We start from the raw sequence: 17,218 nt of genomic DNA on the forward strand, positions 1-17,218 counted from the left end.
GCGCCGTGACCGTCCGTCAGGCGGCGTTGCGGGCACGCCGGTAGAGCACGGTGCCGGCGAGCAGCAGGCCGCCCGCGATCGGCAGCCCGGCGGTGAGGACGTCACCGGACCCGGTGACGGCGAGCCCGCCCGCCTGCCCGGGGTTGTTCCCGTTGCCCGGACCGGGGTGCGTGACCGGGGTGACGGCACCGCCGCCGGGGTTGGCGGGCGTACCGGGGTTCCCAGGGGTGCCGGGGTTCCCAGGAGTACCGGGGGTGCCCGGGTTACCGGGAGTGCCGGGGTTCCCAGGAGTACCGGGAGTGCCGGGGTTGCCCGGGGTTCCGGGATTCCCAGGGGTTCCGGGGGTGCCCGGGTTCCCAGGAGTACCGGGGGTGCCCGGGTTCCCAGGAGTACCGGGGTTACCGGGAGTGCCCGGGGTTCCGGGATTCCCAGGGGTTCCGGGGGTGCCCGGGTTCCCTGGAATACCGGGGGTGCCGGGGTTCCCTGGAGTACCGGGGTTGCCCGGGTTACCGGGGTTGCCCGGGTGGTCGTCGCACGGTTCGTCGCCGCCGCCCGGGTGCCCGGGGTGATTCGGCTTCGGCGGCTTCGGCTTGGCGTGGCCGGATCCGTTGACGCAGTGGTTCCCGAAGGCCGGGTTGAGGGCTCCCACCACCGTGATCGTGTTCCCGCAGGCGTTCACCGGCGCGTCCACGGGCGCCTGCAGGTTGTTCCCGGACAGCAGGCCCGGAGAGTTCGCGGCGTGCCCCGAGGCGCCGGAGTCCGCGTGTGCGTATCCCCCGCCCAATGCGAGGACACCCCCCGCGGCAGCCATGGTGATCAGGGTCTTCCTGGTGACCTGTGCCGGTCGTCGCATCTGTACTCGTCCCCTGGTGTGTACGTGTTTCGACCATCGCTCGATGGCCCGGCCGTCCTGGCTCCCCCGCCTGGTACGCCGAAAGTGAGAGAAATCCGGGCCGGAAAGCCCGGTGGCCCCGGAGCGCTGGGATGCGCTCCGGGGCCGAAGACTTCAGACGCGTCAGGCGTTGACGCAGGTGTTGCCGAAGGCCGGGTTCAGCAGGCCGATCACCGAGACCGTGTTGCCGCAGACGTTCACGGGAACGTGGACGGGGACCTGGAGCACGTTGCCGGACAGGACACCGGGCGAGCCGATGGCCGCACCCTGCGCACCCGCATCGGCGGCAGCCAGACCCGCACCCGCGAGAACCAGGCCACCAGTGGCAGCCGCAGCGGCGACAACCTTCTTGATCATTGTTCCTCCTAGTAGGCAATTGCGGTCCCAGCCGCGGACCGCAACACCTGTAACGAGGAGGGATCACCGGGGCTACGAGCGTATGAGTGCATTCACTCTTCTCAGTGGAATGCGCACACCTTCGCGAATCTCAGGCGTTGTCGATGAATCGGTCGAGCACCCGCACGCCGAACTTCAGTCCGTCGACCGGCACCCGCTCGTCCACACCGTGGAACATCCCGGCGAAGTCCAGCTCCGGCGGCAGCTGCAGCGGTGCGAAGCCGAAGCAGCGGATGCCGAGGTCGTCGAAGGACTTGGCGTCCGTACCGCCCGAGAGCATGTACGGGACGGCCCGCGCGATCGGGTCCTCGGCCTTGAGGGCGCCCTGCATGGCGTCCACCAGCCGGCCGTCGAAGTCCGTCTCCAGCGCCTTGTCACCGTGCACGTCCTCCCGCTTCACGCGCGGGCCCAGGATGCGGTCGAGGTCGGCGAAGAACTCGTCTTCGTAGCCCGGCAGGAAGCGGCCGTCGACGTGGGCCGTCGCCTGGCCGGGGATGACGTTGACCTTGTAGCCGGCGCCGAGCATCGTCGGGGCGGCCGAGTTGCGCAGGGTCGCGCCGACCATCTTGGCGATGCCGCCGAGCTTGGCGAGCGTCGCGTCCATGTTGTCCGGGTCCAGGGGGGTCCCGAGCGCGTCCGAGAGCTCGTCCAGGAAGCTGCGCACCGTCTTGGTCACGCGGACCGGCCACTGGTGGCGGCCGAGCCTGCCGACGGCCTCGCAGAGCTCCGTGATGGCGTTGTCGCTGTTGGTCATGGATCCGTGGCCCGCGGTGCCCTCCACGGTGAGCCGCATCCAGTGCATGCCCTTCTGGGCCGTCTCCACGAGGTAGAGCCGCAGGTTCTCGTTCACCGTGAAGGAGAAGCCGCCGACCTCGCCGATGGCCTCGGTGACGCCCTCGAACAGGCCCGGGTGCTTGTCGACGAGGTGCCGGGCCCCGTAGATGCCGCCCGCCTCCTCGTCGGCGAGGAAGGCCAGCACGATGTCCCGCGGAGGCTTGCGGCCGCTGCGCATCCGGTCGCGTACGACGGCCAGCGTCATCGCGTCCATGTCCTTCATGTCGACGGCGCCGCGGCCCCACACGCAGCCGTCGGCGATCTCGCCCGCGAACGGGTCGTAGGTCCAGTCGGCGGCGTTGGCCGGAACCACGTCGGTGTGCCCGTGGATGAGCAGCGCCGGCCGCGAGGGGTCCTCCCCCTCGATCCGCGCCACGGTCGAGGCACGCCCCTTGTGCGATTCGAAGATCTGCGGCTCCAGCCCGACCTCGGCGAGCTTCTCGGCGACCCATTCCGCCGCCTTGCGCTCTCCGGGACCCGAGTGGTCTCCGTAGTTGCTGGTGTCGATCCGGATGAGGTCCCGGCAGAGGTCGACTACCTCGTCCTCGCCGGAGACGGTCCTGCCCGCGCTCGACTCGCTCACGCTGCTTCCTCCCACTGATCAGTACCGAACATCCCCATCCTCCCGCTCAGGACCGCTCCGCCCAAGGGCGATCCCCGGCCGCCGGGGGGTGCGATCGAGGACCCCGGAATGTTTGGTAATGTTTTCCACGTCGGAACGGCCCGTGAGGGACGCGAGACAGACACCTTGTCCGGGTGGCGGAATGGCAGACGCGCTAGCTTGAGGTGCTAGTGCCCTTTATCGGGCGTGGGGGTTCAAGTCCCCCCTCGGACACCATGGTCAATCGACCAAACAGAGCCGGTCAAAGCGACACAATGTCGCTTTGACCGGCTCTGTTGTTGGAAAGACGTGATTTGGCCCCCTGCGGTCCGCAGGGGGCCAAATCTGTTTCTGCTGGTCAGGTGGGGCTCGGGGGGATCAGCTTTCGGGGCTGGGGGCGGGAAGGTAACCCTTGGGGGTCCAGTCGCGCTAACGGCCAGTGGGCGGCCGCATGTCGGCGCGGTATGGCCGCCGTTCCGGCCACTGGCCCGGGATTTCCGGCGCGTCGCGAGGGCACGCCGAGACGCAGGCTCTGCCCGACCGTCACCCCGGCAGCAGGGCGCCGCGCCATCCGCAGGCGTTGAGCTCGTGTTGCCAGGAGGGGTCCGGGAACGCCTGGGGGTAGAGGCGGGCGCATGTGGCGAGGTGCTCGTGGAACGCGGTCCTTAGACGGGTGGTGTAGTGCGCGCACAGCGGGCCGGGGTCTGTGCCGGCCGCTGCGGATCCGATGACGGCCGCTGCCAGGATGGCCGTACGCAGGGCCTGCGCGGTGCCCGTGCCGCTGAGCGGGTCGTAGCGGATGGCGCCCGCGCCGACCAGGAGCGTGCCTGGGGTACGGGCGGCCGGGGCGGCGGCCGGGAAGGGGTGCAGACGGGGGGCGGCGGGCAGCGCCACCGCGGTCTCCGGGGGGTGCAGGAGGCGAGGGGCCAGCGCGGATGCGGTGAAGAGCCGGCCCAGCAGGTGAGTGGGGCGTGCGACGGGGCCCGGGACTATCGCCTGGAGCAGGGCGCGGCCGTTGCCGAGCGGGGTGAGGTGGAGCCAGGCGAGGTCGGTGCGGTCGAGGCGTGCCGTGGTGTCGTCCTGCCCCGGGGCGAGCGGGGCCTCGCCTGCCAGGAGGTGCCGACGGCCAGCCGTCCAGTGCTCGCCGGCGTGTCCGGGCGGCGGGTCGGCAGTGACCGTCCAGTGCGGCGTATCGGGGCCGTCAGGCCCGACGGTGTGCGGGTGGTGCCTGGCGAGCCGGTCGAGGAGCTGCCAGCACAGCAGGGCGCCGTCCACGACTGTCGCCGGCTGCGCGAGCGGTGGGTCGGGCGGCCCGGGGGCCCAGCGGACGTGGCGGTGGGTCAGTCGGTGATTTTCGCCTGACGGCCCGGTGCCCCAGAGGGAGCGCATCAGGGTGAGCGTGTCCTCGCCCAGCAGCAGCGGGCGGGGGCCGTGCGCGGGGCGGGGCCGGAGCCGGACCCGGTGGCCGCGCGAGGCGAGCAGCCAGGCGCAGGTGAGTTCGGCCAGTCCGGATCCGGCGATGGCGATGGCGACGGTCACGGCGTGAGTGCGTTGATCAGCGCCTGCGTGTTGGCCTGGTGGCGGGTCATCATGGCGCGGAGGGCGGGTCCGTCCAGTGAGCTAATGGTCTGCTGCAACGTCATGGCAGCCTGCGCGGCGTCCAAGATGGCCTGACGGCCGCCGAGTGGCCCGGGCCCATTGAACCGGGGGGCGACCCCGCGCGAGGCGAGCAGGTGGTTGACCTCGTGGAAGTCGGTCATCACCTGCCGGGAATGTTCGATCACGACCCCGCCCGATCTGTCTCCGCGCTCCAGGGTCTCCTTCAGCATGCCCAGGAGCATTGCGTAGTTCTGGTCGCCGAGTTCGAGCAGCCGCTGGTCCAGAGGAGCCGTTGGGTTCTGCGTCAGCGTCCTCAGGTAGGTGGCCTCGGTGAATCCGGCGAGGTGTGCCTTGACCTTCTTGAACCGCTCGAAGTGGTCGACTCCCTCGTCGATGATCAGTTTGATGAGGTGTGAGAGCCGGTCGGCCTGAGGGTACGGAACCTCCTGCTCATTCATGATGGTTTCGTGCAGCCGGACGTACATCCCGTCGATGCCCTCCGGATTGAGCTTGTCGCTGGTCTCCTCCACCTTGATGAACCAGTCCAGCTGCGCCCGGTCGAGCCGCTCCAACTTGAACGTCGTGTCGGATTCTTCCTGGATTTTGAAGTCTTTGGTGGGTGGGTCGAGGATGATCGGCCGCTTCAGTACGCCGAGAATCTCGTTGACCCACCGGAGATGACGCATCTCGTCCTGCGCGACGGCGAACACCTCCTGGGCCGCCGCGAAGAACTTCCGGACGGGCGCGTCCGCAGGTGTGCCCGGGTCGAGTACGAGCGGGGCGTTCAGCGAGTAGTGCGCGTAGAGGTACTCCAGGCACAGTGCGTGCTCGACTACGGCGAGCCGCTCCAGTTTCTCGACCACTACCTCGCGAGGCTGCGGAGCCAGTCCGAGCGGGTCCGGGATTCCCTCGCTGTCGTCCTCACGGCCGTTGAGTACGACGGGCAGCACGTTCCAGTTCGTGATCAGCGCGGGATGGTCGAGCTCCTGATCATTGCGCGGGCCGTAGGCGGCTTCGTCCAGTTTCGGCGGGAAGGTGCGGTCGCTGCGCTGGAAGTTGAGGGGATGGAACCGCCCGTCGGGGCTGGCGGAGATATCGGGTTTGGAAGCGGCCCAGTAGAAGCAGCCGCATTCGCGGAAGTCGTACTGCCAGGGCGCGCACAGGCTCCGGGTGAGGTCGCCCGGGAGGTACACCGAAGGGTCGATGACACCGTCGGGGGTGAGGTAGTCGGCCCGGTCGGCGACCAGGACGGCACTGATCACTGCCCCGGTGTTCCGGTCGCGCACCACCTCGCTCTTGTTCGCCGTCCGCGAGGCATTGAGGCTTCCTCCGCTCTCGGCCGGGGAAATGCTCCCCGGCATGGGCCCGAGGCGGATGGCGATCCGGCCCGGCAGCAAGTCGTGGACGAAGCGCCACATCGACATGCCGTCGAGGCCGCGGGCGGCGAGCACGCGGGCCTGATCCTCCGTCTGGTCCACGGTGGTCCGTCCGCATACCGCCCAGAGATGGAGCCGCCATGGCGCCTGCTCCGTCACCCGCAGGTCGTCGCTCGTGAGGTCTAGAACGCTCGCGGCACCGTCGGCGACGGCGATCACCCGCGCGCCCCGGTCGTGGTGGAAGTCGACGGTCAGGCCGGGGAAGAAGCACTTGTCCAGGTTGCGCTGGTCGAATTCCAGCCCGGGGAAGCAGTTGTCGACTCCGCTCTCCGGGCGGGAGCCGGCCGGGTTTCCGCGCACCACGTGGTCGGCGCGGGCCGTGAGGTTGCGGGGGAAGATCTTCCCGTGGGGTACGGAGCGAGTGGGGTTCTCGGGGACCGGGTTGTTCATGGTCGGCTCCTTCGGCCGGGCGGATGCGGGCGGTTGGTCAGCGGGCGAGGGCCGCCGGATCGGCCGGCAGGTCGGACACCGCCGTCTGCTGGAAGAACTCCGGAGCGGCCTGCCCGAGTTCGACGTAGGCACGCAAGCAGAAGGCCAGCCAGCCGCGGATGTAGTCACAGCCGGGCCGGCCGCGCCGGCTGACCTCGTGGTAGCAGCCGCCGCCGCACAGGTAGCGGGCCCAGCAGGACCGGCAGGGCTCGGCCCGGTCCACATGGCGGGCCGCCAGATGGTCGGCCCGCGCGGCCTGGTCGGGGCCTTCGGCCACGGAACCCATGCGGAAGGCGGGGTCGTCCACGAGCCGGTGGCAGGCGTACAGACCGCCCTCGGCGGAGGCGCTGAGGTACCCGGCACCCGCGCCACAGGGGTAGGGGCGGTGCCCGCCCGCGTGCAGCTCGTACATCGCGGTCTGGAAGTTGCCGAACGGGTAAGGGCGTCCGGCCGACAGCGCGCTCAAGGCCGCCTCCCCGCACACGATCATCTGCTCCAGGAAGCCGGTGAAGGCGGCCCTGTCGATCTCGTACTCCGGGGTCGGCGCGCTGACCACCGCCGCGAAGCCGACCTCGTCGAAGCCCAGGCCGATGCCGTGCTCCAGGATGTCCACCAGCCTCCCGGTGTACGGGGTCACGCTGACGCGTGCCGAGAGGTGGCGCGGCCGGCCGTGTCGCTCCAATACCTCCAGACCGGCCCGCAGCCGGTCGTACGCGCTGCCTCCGCCGGGCGACCGTCGCAGGGCGTCGTGCCCCGCCCGGTCGCCGTCCAGACTGACGGCCACGGTGAACGGGTGGGCGGCGAACAGTTCGGCGTCCTCGGGCCGGACCGTAGTGAGGTTGGTGGTGAGGGCGAAGCGGACGACGTGCCCGGCGTCGGCTCCGGCCCGGGTCGCGTACCGGGTCACCTCGTGTACCAGTTCGCGGGCGAGGAGCGGCTCGCCACCCATGAAACCGACAACGACGCCGGCTCCAGGGGCGGCCTCCGAGAGGAGCCGGTCCACGGCGGCGAAGGCGGTCTCGCGGGGCATGGCGCGGGCGGTTCCGCCGAACCGGCCCTCGTCGGCGTAGCAGTGGCCGCAGCTGAGGTTGCAGGCCTGCATCACATTGAGCGAGAGGGAGGCGAGTGGCGGGATCTCGGCCGGCGTGCCGTCGATCCGGGGGCCCGGAAGGCCCTCCCCGCCCCACATCGGCAGGCCGAGTTCCGCGGCTAGGGCGGCGTCCTGTCCCGGGTCCCGGGCGGCCGCCGTCCAGGCCTCCAGGCGGGCGGCGGTGGCGTCCGGGAGGTCGTAGATCCGGCTGCCGTCGGCGACGAACAGGTGGGCGCCGTGGGCGCTGCGGAACACCTTGGCCTCGGCTCCGAGCCCGAGCGGGCCGGCTCCGGCGTCCGACCGCGGTTCGGGTTCCGGCGGGCGGCGGCCGATCTGGAGCAGCACGCTCATGTCCCCTCCTCGACCGTGGCCTGCAGCGAGTTGGCCCAGGCCACCAGCAGGTCGTACTGGCGGCGGGTCAAGTGCATGGGGAAGCCGTCGGATCCGCGCACCGCGACCGGCATGCGCCGGTCGAACGGGCCTGGCTGCGTGTCCGGATTCCTGATGAAGCGTCGGATGAGATCCGGCTGTTCGCGGATCATGTCTTCCAGGACCTCCAGCGCCACGAAACGGCGGTGTTTGCGCCGGCCCCGTTCGGTCAGCGGGAGCGTGACGCCTTCGAGAGCTTCCGGCACCGGGAACATCCGGGCACGGGCCTGCTCGGCCTGCGCCTCCGAAGGGTTGCGGCCCATGTTCATGAGGCCCGCGCGATCGTTCTGGGCGTCCACGTTGACTGCGTCCATGGCTTCCAGGACCCGTTCGAACAGGTCCCGTACCTCGAGCGCTGTCATCTGTGGATCCCCGGAGACGTACGCGGGGTCCTGGGCCTCCGCACGCCGCACCCGGTCCGTGAGACCGTCGGCCAGTGAGGTGAAGGGTCTGCGGTCGGGTGCGAAATCGGGCGGGGTGACGACGACCCGCGCGTGGGCGGTCAGCCCGCCGACCTCGACGGTGACCAGGCCGTCGCAGACGTCGTCCACGAGACCGAACGAGACCCCGCCGTCCACGGCTTCGCTCGCCCCGGCGAACAGGCCCCCGGGCACGGTCCGCGGATCGCCCGCGCCGGTGAAGGAGCACCAGGGGGAGTTCGGCGAGAGGATCAGCCTTTCGGCGGGCAGGGGATACCTGTCGGTGCGCTGCAGGAGGTTCGTGGGCCCGTAGACCAGGCCCGCGGCGGGGGTGAAGCGCAGTCGCAGCTGGGGGAAGGCCGCACTCGGGCGCGGGATCTGGATGGAGCCCAGCGGCACGTGCTGCCCTTGCGGCACGAGGCGCTGGGCGGCCCCCTGGGGGGAACGTCCTCGCAGGGGGTGCCGGGTGTGCTGGTTGCCCAGGATCTCGGCCTTGGCTTCGATCCGGTCGCCGAGTGCGCCGGTGCAGTGGTGTGCCTTGAGGTTGGCGACCTCCACCGTCCATCGCACGTTGCCGGGTGTCAGGTTGAAGGCGTCCAGTACCTCGGTGGTGATCGCCCCGGAATCAGGCTGCCCGTCGATGGTCCAGGTGCCGTGGACCTCGAAGAAGGGGCACACGGGCCGGAACAACTTGGCGGAGTTCTCGGGGTCCTCGGGGTCCTCGGGATCCTTGAACCGAACCCGGTTTCCCTGCGGCCGTGTCTCCGTCAGGGTGCCGTTCTCGGCCACGTGAAGCGAGGGTTCGGGCAGGACGACGGTCTTGCCAGTGCCCCGCGGACTGAGGTCGCTGTCGCCGTAGCGGTAGTTCTCGCAGGGTTCGGGGGACGGGCCCAGCCGGGCGAAGGCCAGGGGCGGGTAGAGCCAGATCTTCTCGATCACCGTGAGTGAGTCTCCGTTCTCGTCGGAATGATCGGAAAGCGGGGGCGCGGTCACGCGAAGACCTCGGACCCCGGGTAGGGGGCGTCGTCGTGCCGGGGCGGGACAAGGTAGGTTCCGGCCGCCCGTACGGTCAGCAGCTGGCCGGCGGGTCCGTCCTGGCCGGGCTGCCCGCCGAAGTTGACACTGCCCAGCCAGGAGCGCTGGGTGAGGATGCGCAGCACCCGGTCGGGGCTGTCCTGGAAGCTGATGAAGTTCAGTCCGACCCGGAAGCTGGGTGCGGCCGGGAAGCTGGGTGCGCCTGGGGGACCTGGTGGGGCCGGGATCGGTTCGAAGAACTCGTGGCCCTGACGGAACACCCTGAGCGAGCCGCCGAGTTCGGGGGCGGCGGTGCCGGCCAGGTTTGCTCTGCGCACATGGGCGGCCAGCAGCACGGGGTCGTCGGTGGGCCCAGGTTGGAGGAAGTCCTCGTTGCCGGCTTGGGTCACCTCCGTGGTGCCGGCGACAGGGCAGCCGGCCGCCGGGACGGGTCGCCCCTCGGCATCGGTGTCGGTGAGCGGGGCTCCGGTGAGCTTGTCGCGGCCGACGAGCAGCTCCTGTTGGGCGCGCGGCAGGAGGTGCCATCTGCCGAGGTCGACTGCGAGGCGGAGGAAGACGAGGTAAGTGCCGCCGACGGTCCAGGTGTCCTGGCCCGCCTCGGCTGCCCCGATGCTGATGACCTCTTCCCGTTGGCTGCTTTCGAGATTGGACACGCCGTCGTGGAAGCCGATCCAGCTGCGCAGGTCGTCGCGCTGGAAGCCGGTGTGGATGCCGGTGATCTGCAGCTCCGGCATCCGCGTGCCGCCGTCCTGGCCGGCGTCGAACAGCTTCCACAGCTCCACCACGGCGCGGGAGACCGCGAGCTGGGTCTTTGCGGTGAGCTGGAGGCAGAACTCCTCCGTGGAGTCGTTGCGGAAGACGTCCGAGGCGTACGGGAGGCCCCCGCCGACCAGCAACGGCCCGCCCCCCTTCTCGAGGTCGGGCGAGCGGAAGCGGAAACTCGGGCCGAGTGCGGCGGGGCATTTCAGCCGGGCACCGGGGACCTTGAAGGCCTTGGGGCCGAACCCGAGGAGGAACTTCAGCTGTCCCGTGGGTACGGAGTGGCCGGGAAGTTCGGCAACGCGGCCCTCGGCGAGGCCGCGCAGCAGCGCGGTCACCTCGCGCAGCGCCCCGTGGACGGCCGAGGCGTCCGCCTTGGGGTTGGCACGCAGGAACACGAGCGCGAGATGGCCGGGCGGGCGGCAGCCCTTGGCGTGGTAGATACCGTCTTGGAGGGTGGTCATCGCCGACCTCGCGGGCCGATCACGGGCCCTGGACCCCCGGTCGCGGCGTCGAAGTCCCGTTTCAGAGCACTCACGGAGAGGCACACGCTTGCTTCCCGGCAGAGGATCGGCCCCGGCGGGTCGGGCAGTACCACGAAGTCCTGCGCCGGTACGGCCGTCGGTGCGCCGAGTGTGACCACCGGGCCGACCTCCACCCGCCGTACGACCTGGTAGCCGCCGGTCACGAGCTTCTCCGAATCGCCCTCGACCACGGTGATCTCGTCGAGGAAGTGCGGATCGTCGTCCGCCGGGCCGAATTCCAGCCGCTGGTGCAGTCCCGGCCTGCCCCGCCCGGTGCGGATCCACTCGGCCGGGACGGGGCCGCCCTCGAACTGGAAGACGTCGGGTGTGAATCCGTGGATGTAGACGCCGAGCGGGTCGGCGAAGGAGACCGTCTGCCCTTTGAAGGCCGCGCCGGCGGCGGCCAGGGCGGCGGCGGGGTCGGCGTTGCGGCAGGCCAGCTGTTCTTGGTAGGGCTCCTGGCGGAAGATCTGGTCGCGTCCGGCGGCCTCGAGCTCACCCGTTGCGGTGCGGCGCGCGTAGGGCTTGGCTCCGAATGCCACGATGCCGATCAGGTCGTCGAGCCCGTTGATGGGGTGGGCCATGAACAGGGCGTTGACGGCGTTGAGGGAACCGTCCGGGTCCCTCGGGACACCGGCCTTGGCCAGGTCGGTGTGCTTCCCGTGGCCGGTCATCTGGCGGGCGAACGCCACCCGCCGCTGGGCGGGCGAGAGTAGCTGTGGGTTGGCGACTGCGGGCCCGTACAGTTCCTGCCAGTGAGGGGGCTTGGTGCCGAGGGTCTCCGTGAGCGTCTCGCGAAGCAGGTCCGGGTCCTCTTCGGCGAGTACCTGGTAATACTCGGACAGTTCGGTGGTCACCTGCACCCGTTTGGGCCGCATCCGACCCTGGCTGTCCGGGGCGGTGACGACTGCGTACTCGCAGTACTCGTTGTGCAGGCCGCGTCGTCCGCGGACACCCCAGTCGCAGAGTTTGCGGGCGGTGGCCTGGTCGAAGCAGAACTCCGGCTCGGCCGGGTTGCCGAACCAGGACACGGCGTGCCGGGGGGCGGCGGGATCGATGGATCGTAGGGTGAAGTACCTGCTCGCCCCCTGTTCCTCCTCAATGCGGTTGAACTCTGCATTGATCACCGCGTTCCAGCGGTCGAGGAGGCCAGGGTTCAGATCGTCGGCGAATCCGGGTGCGGAGAACGATGAAGGCATGACGGCACCTCCCGGCGGATCGCGTGACCCGCAGGTGACATGTGGCGCGAACGAAATCGTCACTCACCGTATCGGAACGAACGCGGCAGGTCGTCGAGGCCGCGCCCGGAGCGGGGGGCGGGCCAGCGGGCGCGGCTCCGGCTCCGCGATGCCGTTCCTGATGCGCTCCTGGGCCGTCTCCGCCTTGGTCAACAGCCGTAAAGGCGTCATCCCCCGCTCGTCTGGACCTCGCATGGGGATGGGAGAGCGTGCGCCGGGAAGCCGCCGGGCGAAGCGGCGCCGTCACGGTACGGCCACCGCCTTCGGCCCCGGGCTGGACCTCACGGCCACCGACGGTCAGGCGACCCCGCGTACTGGTGACCATCCGGTCTGGGTGGGCGAAGGGTGTGGCGCTCTTGGGGCAGCTGCGGTCGGCCCCGTGGGGCGGCCAGAGGGCGGCGACAGGTCCCTCGTGGTCGGCTTCCCCGAGCCCGTCGACCACAACGAGCCAAGCTACCCAGCAAGACATCAGCTCGAACGCATGGCCGTCGTGGGGTTTTGCACCGGAGATCCTGCTACCGACTTCCAGAGCGACCTCGATGGGATGGCGACCGAGTGGGGCCGCTGGCACGCTCAAGCCACAGCGGGTATGCCCTGCCGAAACCCGGAAGAAGCTGCTGACCAGCGACCTGGGAACTGATCTTGATGGACACGGGAGCTGGAGCACGGGGGGTATCACAAAGTCACAGGTCAACGGATACCGTCGGTTGACCACCATGGTCCATGGACCAGAAAGAGCCGGTCAGAACGACGTGAAGTCGTTCTGACCGGCTCTTTCGTCGTGCGGTGCCGGATCGCGCCGGTGCGCGGGGCGGAAGCCCGGGTGATCAGTGCCGGCCCGCCTGCGACCACGGCCCGAGCTTCTCCGGGTTGCGGACCGCCCAGATGCGGGTGACGCGCTCGTCGGTGAGCTCGAACGCCGCCACCGTCACCGTGGCCCCGGTGTGCTGGGCGACCAGGCCGGGCCGGCCGTTGACCGACCGCTCCAGGAGCGTCAGTCCAGGGGCCCTGTCGGCGATGTGGATCAGGTACTGAGCGATGCGCTCGGCGCCCTCGACCGGGCGCAGGGCGGCGCCGACCAGCCCGCCGCCGTCGGCGATCATCGCGGCGTCGGGGGCCAGCAGACCGACCAGGGCCTTGATGTCCCTGGCCTCCCAGGCCTCCTTGAACTCCCGGACCAGACCCGCCTGCCCGGGAGCCGCCGCCGTGGGGATCCGCGCGGCGCGCACGCGCCGGCGGGCCGAGGTCGCCAGCTGCCGGCAGGCCGCCGGGGTCCGGCCGACGATCGCGGCGATCTCGGCGAACGGGTAGCGGAAGACGTCGTGCAGGACGAACGCCACGCGCTCGGCCGGCGTCATCGACTCCAGTACGAGGAGGAAGGCCATGTTCACCGACTCGTCGAGCGTGATCCGGTCGGCGGGATCAGCAAGCTCGGTCGGCCCGCCGGTCCACTCCGTACGGTCGGGCAGCGGCTCGGGGACCCATGCGCCGACGTAGCGCTCACGCCGGGCCCGCGCGGAGCCGAGCAGGTCCAGGCAGATGCGGCCGGCGACCGTCGTCAGCCAGGCGCCGGGCGACTCGATCGCCTCCTGCCGGTGCTTCGGCATCGCGTACCAGCGCGCGTAGGTCTCCTGCACGGCGTCCTCGGCCTCGGCCAGCGAACCGAGCAGCCGGTAGGCGAGGTTGGTGAGGTGTCCGCGCTCGCCGACGATCACGCTCAGGTCGGACGACGTACTCGTGCTCACGACCACTCCCCCCGGCCCGCCTCACATTCGGCGGGGCCACGTCGTCGAACTACCGAGACCTTATCGATCTACGCCGTGAGGCAGAAGAGGGGGCCGCAATCATGGCCGCACTGACGACGGAGAAGCCGCGCACCATCACGTTCCTGCAGATCGCGGTCGGTACGCAGACCCTGGCGATCTTCTTCCAGGCGGTCACCGCCGGGCTGCTGCTGTCCTCGTCCCACGGCGAGCTGCTGCACGGCGTGGGAGCGCGCGTGATGTACGGGGCGTCGATGCTGTACGTACTCGCCGCGGTCCTGGCGTGGCGGCCGGGCGGCGGCTCGCCGCGGCCGATCCTGTACGCGTCGGGCTTCCTCGTGCTGGCCTCGGTGCAGGTGGTCCTGGGCATCGCCCGCGTCCCGTCGGTCCACGTCCCGCTCGGCGTCCTGATGTTCGCCCTCAGCCTGCTGGCGCTGGGCCGCGGCCCGTCCGCCCGCCGGTTCTGACCGGCGGGCGGGCTTCCTGGGCCGTCTGCGGGAGAGACGGCCCAGGACGGGCCGGTTGGATCAGCGGCGGGCTGCCGCGAGTTCGGCCACGCGGCCGCGGACCAGGTACCAGCCGCCGACCAGGGCGGCGCCGATCACCGGGACGAACTGGACCGTGGTGCGGCCGACGCCGCCGTCGCACCACATCAGGACCAGCACGGTGAGGAGGAAGGCGAGGGTGACCAGCTGGGTGTACGGGGCCCACGGGAGGCGGTAGGAGGGACGCTCCAGGCGGCCCTGCTGCGCGCGGCGCCAGAAGAAGAGCGAGCAGAGCATGACCATGCCCCAGGTGCCCAGGATGCCGAGCGAGGCGAAGTTCAGGACGATCTCGAAGGCGTCCGTGGGCATGAAGTAGTTCAGGCCGACGCCCGCGATGCCGAACGCGGCGGTGAACAGGACGCCGCCGTAGGGGACCTTGCCCCTGTTCATGACGCCGGTGAACTTGGGGGCGGAGCCGGCCAGGGACATCGACCGCAGGATGCGGCCGGTGGAGTAGAGGCCGGAGTTCAGGCTGGAGAGGGCGGCCGTCAGGACGACGAGGTTCATGACGCCCGCGGCGCCGGGGACGCCGAGCTTGTCGAAGACGGTGACGAAGGGGCTCTGGTCCGAGCTGTACGCCGTGTAGGGCAGGAGGAGGGCGAGGAGGACGACCGAGCCGACGTAGAAGAGGCCCACGCGCCACATGATCGAGTTGATCGCCTTCGGCATGATCTTCTCGGGGTTCTCGGTCTCGCCGGCGGCGACGCCGCAGAGCTCGACGGAGGCGTAGGCGAAGACCACGCCCTGGATCACCAGGAGCATCGGGAGGACGCCGGAGGGGAAGAGTCCGCCGTTGTCGGTGATGTTGGCGAGGCCCGGGGTGTTGCCGCCGATGTCGTGGCTGGTGGCGACGAGCCAGATGCCGACGATCAGGAAGACGACGAGGGCGGCCACCTTCACGAGCGAGAACCAGAACTCCATCTCGCCGAAGTACTTCACCGAGATCAGATTGGCGGTGAGCACGATGGCGAGGGCGATGAAGGCGAGGATCCACTGGGGGACGTCGGTGAACATCGACCAGAAGTGGGCGTAGGTCGCGGCGGCCGTGATGTCGGCGACGGTGGTCGTGGACCAGTTCAGGAAGTACAGCCAGCCGGCCGTGTAGGCGCCCTTCTCCCCCATGAACTCGCGCGCGTACGAAACGAAGGCGCCGGAGGACGGGCGGTACAGGACGAGCTCACCGAGCGCCCGCACGACGAAGAAGGCGAAGACACCGCACACCGCGTAGGCGATGGCGAGGGAGGGACCCGCTCCAGCGAGGCGGCCGCCGGCGCCGAGGAACAGGCCGGTGCCTATCGCCCCGCCGATCGCGATCATGTTGATGTGGCGGGACTTGAGGTCCTTGCTGTAACCCTCGTCGCCGGCGTCGACATGGCGGGTCGGCGCCGGGGCGGGGGCCTCGGTCAAGGTGCGGTCACTCAGGTCACTCATGTAGGACTTCGCCTTCGTGGGTGGGACAAGGCAGTGCCCGGACCACCGCGCAGGGGAGCCGCGTGGTGTCCCCTGTGCTGCGATCCGGGTGGTTTGGTCGCAACAGGAGACCATGAGGCTCCACTCCCCTCCAAAAGCACCCCCTGCACGCCGAAGCCCCCGACGACCTTGGAAACGGGTGTCGGGGGCTTCGTCGGAGCTGGAAAGCGAGGTCAGTCGCCCGGAGTGCCCTCCGCCGCCTGATCGAGGCGGAAGGCCTCGTTACCCAGGCCGATACGGGCGTGCACCTCGGGGCGGCTGCGGCGCAGCACGGCTCCGTAGACCAGCCCGATCACGACGGCGGCGCCGATGATGCCGGGCAGCACCCAACTGAGTACGGAGCCCTTCTCGGCGCCGACCAGGACGCCGAAGTCCTTGACGGTGTAGACGGCGATGGCGAGCAGGGCGAGACCGGCGGTGCCGGCGGCGACGAGGCGCCAGACCTGGGCGCCGGCGGTGCCGCGGCGGACGAAGAAAGCGATGACGGCGAAGGATGCGGCGGCCATGAGGAGGGTCACGCCCAGCGCGCCGACGCTGCCCATCCAGGTGAACAGGTGCAGGACGGGGGTGGTGGGGTCGGGCAGCTGCACCGTGAGGGAGGGGTCGGCGGGCGCCTTGTCCTCGCTGAGGGCGAAGGCGATCACGACGAGGGCGGCGACGCCGGTCTGGAGGAGGGAGCCGGTGGCGGGAGCGCCGGTGCCGGGGTTGGTACGGCCGAAGGTGGCGGGGAGCAGGCCCTCGCGGCCCATGGCGAAGGCGTAGCGGGCGACCACGTTGTGGAAGCTGAGCATCGCCGCGAACATGCCGGTCACGAAGAGGACGTGCAGGACGTCGGTGAAGGTGGCGCCGAGGCGGGCCTCGGTGAGCTGGAAGAGCAGGGTGGGGCCGGCCTCGCCGGCGGCCTTCACCACTTCGGAGGGGCCGGTGGCGACGGTGAGGGCCCAGGCGCTGACGGCGAAGAAGAGGGCGACGAAGCCCACGGCGAGGAACATCACCCGCGAGACGACGATGTGCGGCTTGCTGGTCTCCTCGGCATAGACCGGGGACTGCTCGAAGCCGACGAACGCGGCGATGCAGAAGCACAGGGCGGTTCCGAAGCCGGCTCCGCCGAGGGTCTCGGGGTTGAAGGCGTGGAGCGAGAGGCCTTCGGCGGCCGGCTTGCTGAGGGCGGCGATGTCGAAGACGACGACCAGCAGGCACTCGACGAGGAGGAGGACCCCGAGGACCTTGGCGTTGAGGTCGATCTTGAGCCAGCCCAGCGCGCCGGTGGCGGCGACGGCGAGCAGGGCCGGTATCCACCAGGCGAGTTCGATGTCCAGGTAGGTGGCGAAGAGGCCGGATATCTCGAAGCCGAGGATGCCGAAGACGCCGACCTGCATGGCGCTGTACGCGACGAGGGCGACGAGGGAGGCGGCCGCGCCGGCGGTGGGGCCGAGGCCGCGGGCGATGTACGCGTAGAAGGCGCCGGCGTTGTGGACGTGGCGGCTCATCTCGGCGTAGCCGACGCTGAAGAGCGCGAGGACGGCGCCGAGTATGACGAAGAGCAGCGGCTGGCCGACGATGCCCATGACACCGAATGTCGTGGGCATGACACCGGCGACCACCATCAGGGGCGCGCTGGCGGCGAGCACCGACAGGAGCAGGCCTGCGGTGCCGAGGCGGCCCGCGCGCAGGGCCCGGTCCTGGCCCTTGTACGTACGGATCTCGGCCGGTTCTTGGAGCGTGGAGGATCTGCCCGTCGGCATGGCGGCGTCCTTTC

Annotated in this window: 13 protein-coding genes and 1 tRNA gene; 2 read left to right on the forward strand and 12 right to left on the reverse strand. The window is 70.4% G+C overall.

Annotation, left to right across the window (positions count from 1 at the left end):
- Window positions 1–16: 16 nt before the first annotated feature.
- From ACIQZO_RS29100 to ACIQZO_RS29110, 3 genes are all read right to left on the reverse strand, one after another.
- Window positions 17–853, reverse strand: coding sequence for a chaplin family protein (locus ACIQZO_RS29100; RefSeq protein WP_403631572.1), 837 nt, complete (start codon window positions 851–853; stop codon window positions 17–19).
- A 162-nt stretch (window positions 854–1,015) separates the two neighbouring features.
- Complete coding sequence (chpH, locus tag ACIQZO_RS29105; RefSeq protein WP_030723300.1) at window positions 1,016–1,249, reverse strand: chaplin ChpH; 234 nt, start codon at window positions 1,247–1,249, stop codon at window positions 1,016–1,018.
- 130 nt (window positions 1,250–1,379) lie between these two features.
- Window positions 1,380–2,705: a M20/M25/M40 family metallo-hydrolase gene (locus ACIQZO_RS29110; RefSeq protein ID WP_393851007.1), complete on the reverse strand. Its 1,326-nt coding sequence runs from the start codon at window positions 2,703–2,705 to the stop codon at window positions 1,380–1,382.
- Between the two features lie 167 nt (window positions 2,706–2,872).
- Between ACIQZO_RS29110 and ACIQZO_RS29115 the strand changes: the two genes are divergently transcribed.
- Window positions 2,873–2,960: transfer RNA gene (locus tag ACIQZO_RS29115), tRNA-Leu, on the forward strand.
- Window positions 2,961–3,266: 306 nt separating this feature from the next.
- Here the strand turns inward: ACIQZO_RS29115 and ACIQZO_RS29120 are convergent.
- From ACIQZO_RS29120 to sigJ, 7 genes are all read right to left on the reverse strand, one after another.
- Entirely contained in the window at window positions 3,267–4,262 is a 996-nt protein-coding gene (locus ACIQZO_RS29120; RefSeq protein ID WP_403631573.1) for a hypothetical protein, read from the reverse strand.
- Complete coding sequence (locus ACIQZO_RS29125; protein ID WP_403631574.1) at window positions 4,259–6,148, reverse strand: ferritin-like domain-containing protein; 1,890 nt, start codon at window positions 6,146–6,148, stop codon at window positions 4,259–4,261. The genes ACIQZO_RS29120 and ACIQZO_RS29125 overlap by 4 nt, the downstream gene beginning before the upstream one ends.
- Window positions 6,149–6,185: 37 nt before the next feature.
- The gene (locus ACIQZO_RS29130) at window positions 6,186–7,628 is read right to left on the reverse strand and encodes a radical SAM protein (protein ID WP_403631575.1); all 1,443 of its coding nucleotides are present in this window, start codon (window positions 7,626–7,628) and stop codon (window positions 6,186–6,188) included.
- On the reverse strand, window positions 7,625–9,064 hold the full coding sequence (locus ACIQZO_RS29135) for a hypothetical protein (protein WP_403631576.1): 1,440 nt from the start codon (window positions 9,062–9,064) through the stop codon (window positions 7,625–7,627). The genes ACIQZO_RS29130 and ACIQZO_RS29135 overlap by 4 nt, the downstream gene beginning before the upstream one ends.
- 50 nt (window positions 9,065–9,114) lie before the next feature.
- On the reverse strand, window positions 9,115–10,383 hold the full coding sequence (locus tag ACIQZO_RS29140) for a Dyp-type peroxidase (protein WP_403631577.1): 1,269 nt from the start codon (window positions 10,381–10,383) through the stop codon (window positions 9,115–9,117).
- Entirely contained in the window at window positions 10,380–11,642 is a 1,263-nt protein-coding gene (locus ACIQZO_RS29145; protein ID WP_403631578.1) for a hypothetical protein, read from the reverse strand. The genes ACIQZO_RS29140 and ACIQZO_RS29145 overlap by 4 nt, the downstream gene beginning before the upstream one ends.
- Window positions 11,643–12,508: 866 nt before the next feature.
- Complete coding sequence (sigJ, locus tag ACIQZO_RS29150) at window positions 12,509–13,426, reverse strand: RNA polymerase sigma factor SigJ (RefSeq protein WP_403631579.1); 918 nt, start codon at window positions 13,424–13,426, stop codon at window positions 12,509–12,511.
- Between the two features lie 101 nt (window positions 13,427–13,527).
- Between sigJ and ACIQZO_RS29155 the strand changes: the two genes are divergently transcribed.
- Window positions 13,528–13,911, forward strand: a complete 384-nt coding sequence (locus ACIQZO_RS29155) for a hypothetical protein (RefSeq protein ID WP_403631580.1) — start codon at window positions 13,528–13,530, stop codon at window positions 13,909–13,911.
- Between the two features lie 60 nt (window positions 13,912–13,971).
- On the opposite strand, the gene ACIQZO_RS29160 is transcribed toward ACIQZO_RS29155, so the two are convergent.
- Window positions 13,972–15,411, reverse strand: a complete 1,440-nt coding sequence (locus ACIQZO_RS29160; protein WP_403631785.1) for an amino acid permease — start codon at window positions 15,409–15,411, stop codon at window positions 13,972–13,974.
- A 221-nt stretch (window positions 15,412–15,632) separates the two neighbouring features.
- Window positions 15,633–17,204, reverse strand: a complete 1,572-nt coding sequence (locus ACIQZO_RS29165; RefSeq protein ID WP_403631581.1) for an APC family permease — start codon at window positions 17,202–17,204, stop codon at window positions 15,633–15,635.
- Window positions 17,205–17,218: the final 14 nt, after the last annotated feature.

It is taken from the genome of Streptomyces sp. NPDC097617 (genome assembly GCF_044761485.1).
Classification (GTDB): Bacteria; Actinomycetota; Actinomycetes; order Streptomycetales; family Streptomycetaceae; genus Streptomyces.